We start from the raw sequence: 14006 nt of genomic DNA on the forward strand, positions 1-14006 counted from the left end.
CGGCAGCGTCAAGGGGACATCCGGTTCCAGGTGCCGAGGCAAGTAAATGCCGCTGCAGACGGCGAACATGCGATCGAAGCAGGACTAGGACGAGAGGCAATAGGTATGGGCGGATTTGTCGGCGGGATGATCGTGGGAACGATCGTTGTCCTAGTGTTGGGGGCAGTGGTGTCTCTGAACACGCCTCTGACGAGAAAACCGGAAGTGGCCGTGTCCGCTCCGCAACCTGAAGCGGCAGAGGTTCCCGACACCACTGCAGAAGCGACCGACACCGTTGGCGATGCAGATCTGTTGGACATTCCGCCAACCGAACCCGAATCCACCTTTGACCAGACCGACACACTGGCCGAATTGTCGGATGTTGAGGTCGAGCCCGAAGCTCAGCCCCAAATGAAAGAGCCTGCCCCACAGGTAGACGAACCCGCCACAGCACCCTCAGCATCGGTCACCGTATCCACAGAAGCACCCGTTGCGCCGCAGGCACCGCCGTCGGCGCAGGGGGCACCCAACGCCGAAGCCTTGCCCGAGGTGTCGCTGGATGCGCCCAAAGCTCAGCCCGAACCGGTTGTCGAGGTAGAGGCGCAGCCTGAAGTCGCCGAAACTGCGGCCCAGCCCGAACCCGAAGTTGCAGGCGTCGAACCTCAACCTGAACTCGACAGTGCGCCGGAAGCCGAATCCGAAAGTGCCCCGGAGTCCGAACCCGAGGTGGCCGACACTGCGGTGACTGAGGAAGAAAAAAACCCATTCGAGAACAGCCCGATTGCCGTCGAAGGCGACGAAGATGCAGCGCCCCGCGATCTGCCCCGTATCGCGTCCGTTCCCCAGATCGGAGGAGATGCTGAAGCTGCCGCTGGGCCAAGTGTTGGCACGCGTGTTGTGCCCCTGACCGAACGTGATGATGCCACTCAGGCCACTGAAACCGGCACTAATCTGCTTGCTCCGGGCAAGCCGATTGAGGCCTACGCTGCCGATTTTGAGAATCCTGAGGCCAAGCCCCTGATGTCAATCATCCTGATCGACGATGAGGGCGCTTACGGTGCCGAGGCTCTGCAGGATTTCCCGTACCCGCTGACCTTTGCGGTTAGCCCCTCTGATCCGGAAGCCGCGGATAAGATGAACAGGCACCGTGAGGGCGGTTTCGAAGTTCTGGCTCTGGCCGATCTGCCCGAAGCCGCCAGTGCGCAGGATGCCGAGGTATCTTTGGCCGTTTGGCTCGAAGAACTGCCGGAAACGGTGGGTATCCTCGAGGGGGTGGACTCGGGCATTCAGGGCAACCGAAAACTGGCCGATCAGGTGGCTGCGATTGCCGCTGGTACCGGGCGTGGTCTGATCACGCAGGATAACGGGCTGAACACCGTGCAGAAGCTGGCTGCGCGGAATGGCGTGCCGTCGGGTGTGATCTTTCGGGATATCGACGGCGCGCGTCAGGATCCCAAGATCATGCGCCGTTTCCTGGACCAGGCCGCGTTCCGTGCCGGGCAGGAAGGGACCGTCGTGATGCTGGGCCGCCTGCGCCCCGACACGATCTCGGCCCTGCTGTTGTGGGGGCTCGAGGATCGGGGCAACCGTGTCGCCATGGCCCCGATATCTGCGGTGATGATAAATAACGCAAAATAATTTCAGCCCGCGTAGGTTCTGAACCAATGATTTGCTTGCCGTCACCTGGTCCACATCTTGCAAGTCCCTAAGTTTCGGGCGGCGGATGATGAGCAATTTGTTCTGATTGATCGACAAGCAGAAGGCGCGCCTTCTGCCTTTCTTGCCAAAGAGCTATGACAAGCCGAAGGTTGATGATCTACGTGTGCTAAGAGGTTCAATGTTTAACAAAACAATAGTTTGTGGTGATCCGATGAGCCTCGCGAGTTTGGTCCGCTAAAGGCCCAGTACAACCGATCGAAACGGCGGATACACGGGTGCCGGAGCCCTGTTTAACAGTCCACTATTGGCTGGCTTGTGGGAGATCGCGGCTATGACACGTACTGGTTCCGCAGAGCCCTAAATGACAAAGGAATAAGGCTCTGCGTTCCAAGTTGAAAATCGCGTTACAAACCTGTCTGGTGTGGCAAGCGGCGCTACAGACGCAGAAACCGAATCGAGATCAGGTTCGGACGCCGGAAGGATTGGCGGCGCGTCGCAACCCGAGATGATAGACGCCCGATGGCCGTCCTTTCATCCGTCGCGCCCACAGCCACCAAAATACTCTGGCCGTAAATCAATTAGCCCGGAACCCAGTTACCAAGGCATGATACCGCAACGAATTGTTCTTGCGATTGCTTGCGCAGTATTCATCTATTTATGCAAAGATTTTTAGGCGTCCAAAATCGGCGGCGAGTGTTCTACGCGGTAAAGAACTCCGCTACGAGTTTCCGTTTCCGGTGAACCGGGCGGCATTGGCTGCGGCGCGGCGGATGGCGCTCGATTTGTGAACGGTCTCCATGTATTCGTACTCGGGGTCGCTGTCGTACACGACACCGCCACCGGCCTGAATATACAGCTTCTGATCCTTCACGATGGCCGTCCGCAGGGCGATACACATATCCATGTCGCCACCGGCGCTGAAATAACCGACACCGCCGCCATAGACGCCACGTTTTTCCGGCTCCAGCTCGTCGATGATCTCCATCGCGCGCACTTTCGGCGCGCCTGAGACGGTGCCAGCTGGCATCCCGGCAAAGAACGCATCCAGTGCGTCTTTGTCTTCGGCCAGCTCTCCGACTACGTTCGACACGATGTGCATCACGTGGCTGTAGCGTTCGATGATGAACTCTTCGGTCGGGCGCACGGTTCCGATCTTGGACACGCGACCGGTGTCGTTGCGGCCCAAATCCAGCAGCATCAGGTGCTCTGCCAGCTCTTTCTTGTCGGCCAGCAGATCGGCCTCGTTGGCCTTGTCCTCTTCGGGTGTCGCACCACGCGGGCGAGTGCCTGCGATTGGGCGGATCGTGACCTCATCCCCGAAGACGCGAACCAGAATCTCGGGGCTGGCCCCGACGACCTGAAAGCCACCGAAGTTAAAATAGAACATGAAGGGTGACGGGTTGGTACGCCGCAGCGAACGATAGAGCGCAAATGGCGGCAGCGGGAAATCCTGCGTCCAGCGCTGCGCCGGGACCACCTGAAAGATGTCACCCGCGCGGATGTATTCCTTGGCCTTTTCGACCGCTTCCATATAGCCGGACTTGGTGAAGTTCGACACCGGCGGCGCAATTTCGGAGGCATCGCCCAGATCGCGGGTTTCGGCGGGCATGGCGCGTTCCAGATCGCGAACCGCGTCCATCACACGTTCAGCGGCCTGCGCGTAGGCGGCCTTGGCCGATTGCCCCTCGGCCACCCAGGCAGGCGAGACGACGGTGACCTCACCTTTGACACCATCCAGAACAGCAATGACCGACGGGCGCAGCATGATCGCATCGGGCAGGCCGAGCGGGTCGGGGTTCACGTCTGGCAGGTATTCGACCAACCGCACCATGTCATAGCCCAGATAGCCGAACAGCCCCGCCGCAGCCTGTGGCAGGTCATCGGGCAGCGCGATGCAGCTTTCGGCCAGCAACGCGCGAAGGTTGTCCATCGGGTTACCGTCCTGCGGGTCGAACGCCTCGGCATCGAAGCGAGCCGAGCGGTTCAGTTCGGACGTTTCCCTGCGACAGCGCCAGATCAGGTCCGGCTTCATACCGATGATCGAATACCGCCCGCGGATCTCTCCACCAGTCACGGATTCCAGCATGAACGCGTCTTTCTGCGCACCTGTCAGCTTGAGCATCAGGGACACGGGCGTATCCAGATCAGCTGCCAGACGGGTATAGACGACCTGATTTTCGCCAGCCTCGTAGGCGCGGGCGAAGCTGTCAAACTCGGGGGTCAGGGCCATATTCGGTCTCTTTTAATAGCTCGACTGCACGGCGTTCAGCGCGCGCTGATCAATCACCGGGCGGGCGCGGGCCTGCGCATCGCGCACATAGGCGTCGAAGATGTTCTGGGCCAAAGCCTGGTTCAACTGAGCCTCAAGCGCGGCCTGGGCCTGACGCAGCTCGTCGGTTTCGGCAGGCGCCAGCAACTCTTCCAGACGGATGATGAACGCGGAACCGTCACCCGGAACGGTGCGCAGCTCGCCGGGTTCCATTTCGAAAACCTGCACCATGAAATCCGCAGGCACATCGTCCAGGAACGCGGTGCGTGTCAGGGCGTTTTCTACGCGGAATGGCAGGCCGGTGGTGGTGAAGTCACCATCCGCTTTCAACTGCTCCAGAACCGCGTTGGCTTGTTCTTCCAGTGCCTTGTTCGTTTCGGCCTGAGTCCATGCTGCCACCACGCGTTCGCGCGCTGTCTCCAGCGGCTCGGGGCGTTGGGGCAGAACTTCGTTCAGGCGCAGGGCAAAGATCGAGCCGTCCTCAAGGAACGCAACCTCGGGGAAATCACCTTCGTTCACAGCTTCGGCGGCGGTGCGGAAGCCATCATAGGCCGCTACGCCGTCGTCGCTCTGGCGGGTCCAGTCGATCTGACCCAGTTCCATCTCGGTCTCAGAGGTCAGTTCTTCCAGAGTAGCGCCTCCGGCCAGCAGATCATTGATGTCTTCGGCCTGTGCCTCGATCTGACGGCGGGCGCGGTCGGCGGCCAGTTCCTCGCGCAGGGCGGGGGCGGCGTCTTCGAACGAGGTTGTGTTTTCAGCCAGCGAGCCATTGATGCGGAACAGCGCGGGACCAAAGGTCGACGGCAGCGGGCCGACCACGGTGTCCAGATCAGCGGCAAAGACGGCATCGGCCGCTTCGCCCAGATCCTCGCGGGTTACGTCGCCAAGATCGATATCGCTGAGTTCCAGTTGGCGGTCACGCACCAGCTGTTCAAACGTGGTGCCACCGACCTCAAGCTGCGCCATTGCGGTTTGCGCGGCCTCCTCGCTGGGATAGGTCAGACGTTCGACCAGACGGCGCTCAGGCTGGTGGAATTCCGAGGCGCGCTGATCATAGAGGCGACGCACCGAGTCTTCATCAACCTCGACGCTGTCCAACAGCATTTCCGGCGACAGGATCGCATAGGTCAGCTTTTTGGTGCGGGGCAGGGTGAACTGATCAGTGTTCTCGTCATAGTAGGCCTGAACCTGCTCATCCGTCGGCGCGGCGACAGGGACGTCCAACGCATCCGGCCCTACTGTGGCCAGGGTAAAGCTGCGGCGGGCGCCGACATAATCGGTCAGTACTTGCGTCAGGACCGACGGCATCTCAACTCCGCTGACCACCGCGTTTTGCACGATGGTGCGCGAGGATTCCTTGCGCAGGTCGGTTTCGAACTCGGTATCCGTCATACCGACCTGATCCAGTTGAAACTGATAGGCATCACGGTCGAACGAACCATCAACACCCTGAAACGCTTGAATAGCGACGATTTCCTTTTGCAGGTTCTCGTCGCCGATCGAAATGCCCAACTCACCAACTTCGTTGTCCAGCGCGGCCAGTGCGGTTAGGCGCGACAGGGCCAGTTGGTCCAGACCGAAGTCTTGCGCCTGCGACATTTGCAGGGGCTGGCCGGTCTGACTTTCGACCGCGCGGATTTCGCGCTGCAACTCGCGGACATACTCGTTGATCGAGATATCCTCGTTCCCGACCTGTGCAACGGTGCGCACGGTGCCGCTCAGGTTGGTTGCGCCAAAGCCCGCAAGGCCCAGCATCACTAGGCCGATGATAATCCAGACAAAGGTCTTCGATAGGTTTTTCACGCGCGCGGCCATGGTGCCCTCTTATTGGTGTGGCAAGTTACTGCCCTGTCGGTTGCGGCCCTGAATACGACGCGCGCAGCCGGGGGGCAAGCTCAGAAGGACAGGGCCTGCAGGCGGTCGAACAATTGTGCGATTCCGGCGCGGTCGAGATTGGCAAACGCGATGCGGACCTGACGTTTTCCGGCCGGATCGTCGGCGGGCATGAACATCGTACCGGGCAGCAGCAGGATACCGGCCTCGGGCACCAGACGGCGCGCCAGTTCGTCCGAAGGGATGTTGAACGGATGCTCGAAATAGGCGAAATATGCCCCCAGCCCCAGTAGGCGCCAGCCCTTGTCGGCCAGGCGGGGCAGTTCTTCCTGAATCGCCGCACGGCGATCGAGGATTTCAGCGTGTTCTCCGGCCACCCATTGCGACAGGTTTTGCATCCCCCAGAGCGCCGCGAACTGGCCGATCTGACTGGGGCAGATTGCCACTGTGTCCAGAAACTTTTCGATTTCTGCCAGAAGCTTCGCACCGGTTGCAATCGCGCCAACGCGGTGACCTGTCAGGCGGTAGGCTTTGGAAAAGGAATAGAGGTGGACCAGCGTGTCCTGCCAGTCCGGTTGGCTGAACAGGTCATGCGGCGGGCCGCTGCGGCTGTCGAAATCGCGATAGGTTTCATCGACCAGCAGCCGAATGCCCGCCTCGCGCGCCAGATCATAGAAGGCGCGCACCAATTCCGAGGGGTATTCCACGCCGCCCGGATTGTTCGGGGTGACCAGAGCGATTGCGCGGGTTTTATCCGTGATCAAGGCGCGGGCCGCATCGGGATCGGGCAACAGATCATCATCGGTTTTCAGGTCGATGGCGCGAACGCCAGCCATATCCAACCACATTTTATGGTTGAAATACCAAGGGGTTGGCAGGACGACCTCGTCCCCTTCGTCGGTGATTGCCGAGACCGCCGCCGCAAACGCCTGATTGCAGCCCGAGGTGATGGCAACCTGATCGGCCGCGAGTTCAGCGGCGTAATGCTGGCCGATCTGCCTTGCCAGTTCCGCGCGTAAATCGGGATTGCCCAAAACCGGCCCATATAGATGCGCACTGTCCTCGGTCACGGCGAACTCGGCCATGGCCTGACGCAGCACCAAGGGCGGTGGATCAACCGGTGCGGCCTGACTGACATTGATCAGAGGCCGATCTTCGGGAAAGACCACGCCTTCCAGCCAACGCCGCGCCTCCATCACCGGAGGGGCAAAGGTGGCGGCGGTGCGTGTCCGGGTCATGCGTGGTCCTGAATGTTCAGCAGAGGATCAGTCGGTGCCGCGATAGGGCTCGACATATTGCAGGGCCATATCCCACGGGAAGAAGATCCAAGTGTCCTGGCTGACCTCGGTGATGAACGTGTCCACCATCGGGCGGCCTTTTGGCTTGGCGTAAACGGTGGCGAAATGCGCCTTCGGATACATCGCACGCACCAGTTCCAGCGTTTTGCCGCTGTCGACCAGATCGTCGATGATCAGAACGCCCTCACCATCGCCCATCAGATCGGCATCGGGGGCTTTCAGCACCTCGGCTTCGCCCTGCGCCTGATGGTGGTAGGACCGCACGCTGATCGTATCGACGGTACGAATGTCCAGCTCTCGGCTGACGATCATCGCGGGTGCCATGCCACCGCGGGTGATGGCGACAACGGCGCGCCATGCGCCGTCATCAGGGCCCTGACCGTCCAGCCGCCACGCCAAAGCGCGCGAGTCGCGGTGAATCTGGTCCCAGCTGATGTGAAAGCCTTTTTCGTGGGGCAGGCGGTCTTTGGCACTCATTGTTCTTAACCTTTCTCAACGTCCGGGGCGTCGACGGCCTTCATGCCGACGATGTGATAGCCCGAATCCACGTGCAGATTCTCACCGGTGACGCCGCTGCTGAGATCGGACAGCAGATACAGCGCCGACTTGCCCACATCGTCGATGGTCACGTTGCGGCGCAGGGGCGAGTTATACTCGTTCCACTTCATGATATAGCGGAAGTCGCCAATGCCGCTGGCAGCCAGGGTCTTGATCGGACCGGCCGAGATCGAGTTGACGCGGATACCGTCCTTGCCCAGATCCTCGGCCAGATATTTGACCGACGCTTCCAGCGCGGCCTTGGCAACGCCCATCACGTTATAGTGCGGCATCACCTGTTCCGCGCCGTAATATGTCAGGGTAACGGCGCTGCTGCCTTCGGACATCATCTTCTCGGCCCGCTGCATCACGGCGGTGAAGGAATAGACCGACACATCCATGGTCAGCTTGAAATTCGCCCGGCTGGTGTCGACGTAGCGACCGCGCAGTTCGTTCTTGTCCGAGAATCCGATCGCGTGAACGATAAAGTCCAGCTTGCCCCATTTCTCTTCCAGCGAAGAGAACAGCGCATCAATCGACGCCTCATCGCTTACATCGCAGGGCAGGACAATTTCGCTGCCCAGTTGCGCTGCCAGCGGGTCAACCCGTTTCTTCAGTGCGTCGCCCTGATAGGAAAAGGCAAGTTCGGCTCCGGCTTCGGATAAAGCGCGGGCAATTCCCCATGCAATCGATTTATCATTGGCCAGTCCCATGATGAGGCCGCGTTTTCCGGCCATCAACTGATTTGACATGTTCGGTTCTCCGCCTGTCTTCGCGTCATGTTGAGTTGGTTTATGCCATTGGTTGCGCTGCTTCAAGGCCACGAACTCTTGCTCACAGCGGGTTCTCGCCCTAGGGTAGTTAATAAAAGTTTCCGGGGGATGGAAATGACCGAGCATGGTGGCATTTTCGCCGGCACCGATCCGTTTGAAATTTCGGAGCGGTGGCTGGGAGAGGCCAAAGACAGCGAATTGAATGATGCCAACGCCATAGCGTTGGCGACCGTGGACTCGGACGGGATGCCCAATGTGCGCATGGTGCTGTTGAAAGAGATCGAATCTGATGCCTTCGTGTTTTACACCAATTACGAAAGCACCAAGGCGGCCGAGCTTGAATCGGCGGGCAAGGCGGCATTTGTCATGCACTGGAAATCTTTGCGGCGGCAAATCCGGGTTCGTGGTACAATCACCCGGGAAAATGGGCCGCAAGCCGATGAATATTATGCGTCCCGCTCATTGAAGAGTCGTCTTGGGGCCTGGGCCTCGAAGCAGTCTCAGCCCCTCAGCAGCCGGTCTGCCCTTATGGCAGAGGTTGCAAAGGTGACCGCGAAACTGGGGCCGAACCCTCCGCGGCCGCCGTTTTGGGGTGGATACAGGCTGGTGCCGACCGAGATCGAGTTTTGGGCCGATGGTGCATTCCGTTTGCACGACAGGTTCCAGTGGCGCCGGGATCAGGTGGGCTCAGCATGGGAAGTACAGAGGTTGAATCCATGACGTTCGCGTATCGTGAAATGCAACGCGCAGGAAACAAAGGGTTTTTTCAGCTTGAATTTGCGCGTCATTCCCATACACATCGGACCCTTAACGAACTGTTAAAACTCGCGATGGGAAAACCGTGCCAGAAGATCTGAACAACATGTACCGCGTCCGTGGACACGTAAAATGGTTCGACCCTGCCAAAGGGTACGGGTTTGTTGTGTCCGACGAAGGCGGTCCGGATATTCTGTTGCACGTGAACGTGTTGCGCAATTTCGGTCAAAGTTCTGTCGCCGATGGTGCCGGGATTGAGATCATGACGCACCGCACCGACCGCGGTGTTCAGGCGGTCGAGGTTGTTAGCGTCGATCCGCCCGCACGAACCGACTCGATGATGCTGGCGGATTTTGCCGAGCTTGATCCCGTGGTGATCGCCGAGGCACCGCTCGAGGCTGCGCGGGTGAAATGGTTCGATAAGGGCAAGGGTTTTGGTTTTGCCAATGTCTTTGGCCGGGGCGAGGATGTCTTCCTGCATATCGAAGTTCTGCGCCGGTCTGGTCTTGCCGACCTGCAGCCGGGCGAGGCGCTGGCGATGCGCGTCATCGACGGCAAACGTGGGCGTATGGCGGCTCAGGTCCTGGCCTGGGAAGCCGCATTGGACGACTGATTGTTGATGACCAGACTTTTCGCGGTTCTTGCAAGTGTATCAATGCTGTGGACCGGAGAGGTTCTGGCCGCGTGCCGTGACGATCGTGTCGGACTGCGCAACGATAAGACTCAGATTAACTTCAATATCGAACTGGCAATAAGCCCGCAGGACAGGGCGCGCGGTCTGATGTTTCGCGAATCGTTGCCGCAGCGCTCGGGGATGCTGTTCGTCTTCGATCCGCCGCAACGCGTGGCCTTCTGGATGAAGAACACACTGATTCCCCTGGACATCATTTTTCTGGATCGTACTGGCACCGTGACTCGTGTGCATGAAAACGCGATCCCCGGCGATGAAACCCAGATTGACGGCGGAGATTCGGTATTTGCGGTTCTAGAAATCAATGCCGGGCTGGCGTCCCGCTACCTGATTACTCCGGGAACCCAGATGCAGCACGAAATTTTTTCGCAAGGCCCTGCAATTTGGCCCTGTTAGGGCTTTTCAAATCAGATGGGCATCGTTAGGAAGGCGCACGGTCCGGGGCGTGGCGCAGTCTGGTAGCGCACCTGTTTTGGGTACAGGGGGTCGTAGGTTCGAATCCTGCCGCCCCGACCACTTCTCATAGCTGTTCTTCGAGAAAAACAATGACCTTCTAAGGTCTTATATGGATTCGTTGGTTTAGCCGCCGATACCATGTGAAACGGGGACGAACGCGGGCGGGCGCAGGAATACCCAAAAAAAGCTGGGTAAAAGTGGGTTAAAGATCTGAACCTGATCCCTGATTCTTGTAAGAATAGAATTAGACTTGTCTGTTCTTGGAGGATTTTTCAGTGTCCTGGATGCGGTAGTACAATAAAACTGCTGCTATTTATTCCTTTACCAGGAAGTATAGTACCGGACTTTCGCTTCGTTCAGTTCCAACAGTGGCTATGCGCAGAAAGCTGACTTTGCAAAGCTGGGCACGTGGCCCATACCAGTAGTTCATCAAACCTGCGTCGAACGGCAGGTTTGGGTCAAGAATTTGATGCTGTATTCCTTTTGTATTGCCCACCGTCAAAGAATCCGACCCACAGAAATAGCTATCCACAACAGCAGTCACCTAACTGAATTGGCGGGCACGGGACGGTTGCGTAGGAACAAAAGACACAGCAATCGCCTTCCAATGGTTTCAAGACTGCCTTGCATGATACGCATTCATAAAACCACTGGCACGAGTCAGTTGGCATTTTCTCGATTTCAATGTGCCCACACTCAGGGCAGGTTAAAACGCTATCGAGCACCACAGTATGTTTTGTCATAGTCTCACATCTGCATGATTAGATAATCGTTGATTTGAGCCTCATTGAACACGATGACCCATGCCAACGCGGTAATCGCCGTGCTTCCAACAAGCCACCATTTCAGGTCTACCAATTTCCCGTTTCGATGCGATACGAACCACGAAACTACCACCAGCGCTGATGAGATGGCGAGAACATAATAGCTTGCTGCCGCTATCTTTCCGAATACCGCCAACCAACTGCCACCCAAGCCTAACAACATCATGACCATTGGAAGAACACAGCATGTTGCAACCCCGAGAGCGGAAACCGACCCTAGGTAGCTGAGGGTCACATATTTCTTCATCTTTCGCTCCCTGGATACTCGATTTGATTGTGTTGAGACACCGGCATTCAGAGCGTATAACTCCTGTAGCAACTACAGGATCAATAGGGGGCACGTCACATGATTGCGATAGGTGAGGCTTCCCGGCAATCCGGGGTCGGGATAGAAACCATCCGCTATTATGAACGCGAAGGTATCGTACCAAGACCCGCACGAGCTCCGAATAATCGTCGCCTCTATTCAGCAAGCGATGTTGGAAGACTTCGATTTTTGAAGAAATGCCGCGACCTGGGGTTTCCTCTCTCAGACGCAAAGGCGCTTTTGGAGCTGTCAAAAGGAAGTGCCGAAGACTGCCGGTCAGTGAAAGAATTGGCCGAGGCACACATTGCCAGCGTTCGAAGCAAAATTGATGAGCTCAGACGCCTTGAGCACGCCTTGAGCGAGCTTACGGCCAATTGTGATAGCGGAAACGTTCAATGCCCGATGCTGCAAAGACTGAGAACGATGGATGATATCTGACCCTGGCCGCTGGGCGCAAACAAAGGGTCTGAGATTTTGCCAGATCGCGTCAGACCAAGGTCTGTGGTGCGGTAACAGATTGTAGTTCATAGTCGATTTTACGATGAGAGCGAAAGTAACTGACCTGACGATTGGCAATTGGTCGTTGTCGCGAGTGTTTCTTGCGGCCAGCATCGTTGTGATGGGCACTGCTACCGCAATAGTCGGGGATTGGGTGTCAAATCGAATCCAGAACGCAGTCGTGCAGAACTCCGCAAATTCCGCGGCGCTGTATATGGAAAGCGTGGTATCCCCGCTCAGCCAGGAATTGGCACATGGCGACCGCCTTTCAGACCAGGCGAGGCTGGCGTTGGACGAGATTTTCATGACCCAGCCAATGCGTGACCGCATTGTCTCCTACAAATTCTGGAAGCAAGGCGGTGTGATTGCGCATGCCTCGGATACAGACATCATTGGAAACCGTTTCAAACCAACGGATGACTTAAGGCGGGCGTGGAGCGGTGATATCACCGGCTCTTTCGAAGAGCTTGATCATGCCGAAAGCGCTGCTGAGGCAGCACTGGGGATACCATTACTTGAAGTTTACAGCCCCATCCGCGAACTCTGGTCCGGCGAAATCATCGCAGTTGCGGAGTTCTACGAAAGAGCTGATCAGCTGGAGTTAGACTTAGCCAGGGCCAGGCGAACAAGTTGGTTGGTCGTCGGTTCCGCATTTCTGGCAAGTACTATTGTTCTGTATTCCATCGTCGCAATTGGCGACAAAACTATTCGACGACAGGGGGTTCTTCTTAGACAACGCCTGACAGAAAGTGAGAGGATGGCTGAGCAGAATGCGCTGCTGCGGTCGCGTGTGGTCGAGGCGTCGGAAAGATATGCCACGCAAACAGATCGGTTCCTCAAGAATCTTGGAGCTGAACTACATGATGGCCCTGCGCAATACCTGTCGCTCGCCGCCCTTAGACTGGAGGCGGCGTTTTCCAAAGGGTCAGAAAGACCTAAAGAGGCAGAGGAAATTCAGCAGTCTCTGCAAAAATCTCTGGCTGAAATTCGTGCGATATCGCGAGGGCTGTCCGCGCCGGATATCGATGGTCTGTCACTCGTCGATGTTGTGAAGAGAGCCGTAGAGGATCACGCCGAACACAGCCCGTTGCGACCGGATATTTCATTCCTGGGTAGTCAGGCCCCAGAGCTGTCATTATCCGACAAGCTATGCGTTTTTCGGTTCCTTCAGGAGACGCTTTCCAATGCCGCGAGATATGCTCCAGCTTCCAAGTGCACTGTTATCTCTGAGGTGCAGAGCGACTGCATAGTTGTGAAGGTCAAAGACGACGGACCTGGATTTGATAGGTCAGAAGAAACCGCGTTACGAGACGATGGTGGCCAGGGGCTTATGGGCTTGCGAGATCGGGTCGAGAGTATTGGTGGCAGTTTCGAAGTCGCATCGAGACCGGGCGAAGGCACCACCATTGCTATGACACTCTTTCCCAGAAAGTTAGACACATCATGACTACATCTGTCGTAATAGCTGATGATCACCCGATATTCAGGGATGGTTTGCAACGAACGTTGGATGAAGCTGACGGCTTCGAAGTTTTGGCCGCTGGGTCCAACGCTGAAGAGGCAGTATCGCTGGTCGGCACGCATCAGCCGGACATAGCTATTCTTGACCTCTCTATGCCCGGTGGCGGGATAAGCGCGACACGTAAAATTGCGGCAATGGAAAATCCACCCGTCATTGCAATCTTGACGGTCTCAGAGAACAGCAGCGATGTCGCGGACGCATTGGAGGCGGGCGCGATTGGGTACGTTGTGAAGGGTGTAACCGCGAACGAACTAACCGCTTCCTTACGCAGCATCGCCGCAGGTGAAGGGTTCGTTTCTCCGGGCTTGGCCTCGCGGGTATTGCTTCAAATCAACGCTGACACCGGCATGTCTGTTAACAGCAGCATTCTCGATGACCTTACGCATCGTGAGGAAGAAATACTTCGACGAGTGGCCAAAGGACTGAGTAATCGTGAAATTGCTGACGAGTTAGACCTTCAGGAAAAGACCGTGAAGCACTACATGACGGCAATCCTGTCCAAGCTTCATGCGCGAAATCGGGTAGAGGCCGCGCTCATTGCCCATGATGTTTGGAACAAGGGAGACTAAATTCGGTCTCTATGACAACGATGGCGGCCTCTCAC

At 57.5% G+C, this 14006-nt stretch carries 14 protein-coding genes, 1 tRNA gene and 1 pseudogene; 9 read left to right on the forward strand and 7 right to left on the reverse strand.

The features are described from left to right. The first annotated feature begins 105 nt into the window (after positions 1-105). Positions 106-1617 (forward strand): divergent polysaccharide deacetylase family protein, encoded by a 1512-nt coding sequence (locus ACR0KW_RS00110; RefSeq protein WP_480803200.1) that lies wholly within the window; start codon positions 106-108, stop codon positions 1615-1617. Between the two features lie 106 nt (positions 1618-1723). After that, a pseudogene (locus tag ACR0KW_RS00115) lies at positions 1724-2211 on the forward strand (transposase). A 145-nt stretch (positions 2212-2356) separates the two neighbouring features. On the opposite strand, the gene trpE reads toward ACR0KW_RS00115, so the two are convergent. The 5 genes from trpE to fabI all read right to left on the reverse strand — a co-directional run bounded on the left by trpE (position 2357) and on the right by fabI (position 8327). Further along, positions 2357-3868, reverse strand: a complete 1512-nt coding sequence (gene trpE, locus ACR0KW_RS00120; protein WP_480803201.1) for an anthranilate synthase component I — start codon at positions 3866-3868, stop codon at positions 2357-2359. Positions 3869-3880: 12 nt separating this feature from the next. Further along, positions 3881-5722 carry a peptidyl-prolyl cis-trans isomerase gene (locus tag ACR0KW_RS00125; protein WP_480803202.1) on the reverse strand — a complete coding sequence of 614 codons (1842 nt, stop codon included), beginning with the start codon at positions 5720-5722 and terminating at the stop codon, positions 3881-3883. Positions 5723-5802: 80 nt separating this feature from the next. After that, on the reverse strand, positions 5803-6978 hold the full coding sequence (locus ACR0KW_RS00130; RefSeq protein WP_480803203.1) for an aminotransferase: 1176 nt from the start codon (positions 6976-6978) through the stop codon (positions 5803-5805). Positions 6979-7005: 27 nt separating this feature from the next. Continuing rightward, the gene (gene gpt / locus ACR0KW_RS00135; RefSeq protein ID WP_170325041.1) at positions 7006-7515 is read right to left on the reverse strand and encodes a xanthine phosphoribosyltransferase; all 510 of its coding nucleotides are present in this window, start codon (positions 7513-7515) and stop codon (positions 7006-7008) included. A 5-nt stretch (positions 7516-7520) separates the two neighbouring features. After that, positions 7521-8327, reverse strand: coding sequence for an enoyl-ACP reductase FabI (gene fabI / locus ACR0KW_RS00140; RefSeq protein ID WP_170325040.1), 807 nt, complete (start codon positions 8325-8327; stop codon positions 7521-7523). A gap of 135 nt (positions 8328-8462) precedes the next feature. On the opposite strand from fabI, the gene pdxH reads away from it, so the two are divergent. The 4 genes from pdxH to ACR0KW_RS00160 all read left to right on the forward strand — a co-directional run bounded on the left by pdxH (position 8463) and on the right by ACR0KW_RS00160 (position 10311). Further along, positions 8463-9068 carry a pyridoxamine 5'-phosphate oxidase gene (gene pdxH, locus ACR0KW_RS00145; RefSeq protein ID WP_480803204.1) on the forward strand — a complete coding sequence of 202 codons (606 nt, stop codon included), beginning with the start codon at positions 8463-8465 and terminating at the stop codon, positions 9066-9068. Between the two features lie 142 nt (positions 9069-9210). Further along, positions 9211-9717 carry a cold-shock protein gene (locus tag ACR0KW_RS00150; protein ID WP_174826701.1) on the forward strand — a complete coding sequence of 169 codons (507 nt, stop codon included), beginning with the start codon at positions 9211-9213 and terminating at the stop codon, positions 9715-9717. Between the two features lie 6 nt (positions 9718-9723). Beyond that, positions 9724-10191 carry a DUF192 domain-containing protein gene (locus ACR0KW_RS00155; protein ID WP_170325037.1) on the forward strand — a complete coding sequence of 156 codons (468 nt, stop codon included), beginning with the start codon at positions 9724-9726 and terminating at the stop codon, positions 10189-10191. A gap of 43 nt (positions 10192-10234) precedes the next feature. Next, a tRNA-Pro gene (locus ACR0KW_RS00160) sits at positions 10235-10311 on the forward strand. Between the two features lie 464 nt (positions 10312-10775). Here the strand turns inward: ACR0KW_RS00160 and ACR0KW_RS00165 are convergent. Both ACR0KW_RS00165 and ACR0KW_RS00170 read right to left on the reverse strand, forming a co-directional pair. Continuing rightward, the gene (locus ACR0KW_RS00165) at positions 10776-10994 is read right to left on the reverse strand and encodes a GDCCVxC domain-containing (seleno)protein (RefSeq protein ID WP_480803205.1); all 219 of its coding nucleotides are present in this window, start codon (positions 10992-10994) and stop codon (positions 10776-10778) included. Positions 10995-10998: 4 nt separating this feature from the next. Beyond that, on the reverse strand, positions 10999-11322 hold the full coding sequence (locus tag ACR0KW_RS00170; protein ID WP_480803206.1) for a hypothetical protein: 324 nt from the start codon (positions 11320-11322) through the stop codon (positions 10999-11001). A 99-nt stretch (positions 11323-11421) separates the two neighbouring features. On the opposite strand from ACR0KW_RS00170, the gene ACR0KW_RS00175 reads away from it, so the two are divergent. The 3 genes from ACR0KW_RS00175 (at position 11422) to ACR0KW_RS00185 (ending at position 13971) form a co-directional block, all read left to right on the forward strand. Next, positions 11422-11820, forward strand: coding sequence for a MerR family transcriptional regulator (locus ACR0KW_RS00175; RefSeq protein ID WP_480803207.1), 399 nt, complete (start codon positions 11422-11424; stop codon positions 11818-11820). A 103-nt stretch (positions 11821-11923) separates the two neighbouring features. Then, positions 11924-13327, forward strand: a complete 1404-nt coding sequence (locus ACR0KW_RS00180; protein ID WP_480803208.1) for a sensor histidine kinase — start codon at positions 11924-11926, stop codon at positions 13325-13327. Beyond that, complete coding sequence (locus ACR0KW_RS00185; RefSeq protein ID WP_480803209.1) at positions 13324-13971, forward strand: response regulator; 648 nt, start codon at positions 13324-13326, stop codon at positions 13969-13971. Before ACR0KW_RS00180 ends, ACR0KW_RS00185 begins: the two co-directional genes overlap by 4 nt. Positions 13972-14006 lie beyond the last annotated feature (35 nt).

This window comes from Ruegeria sp. CG11 (assembly GCF_056537245.1).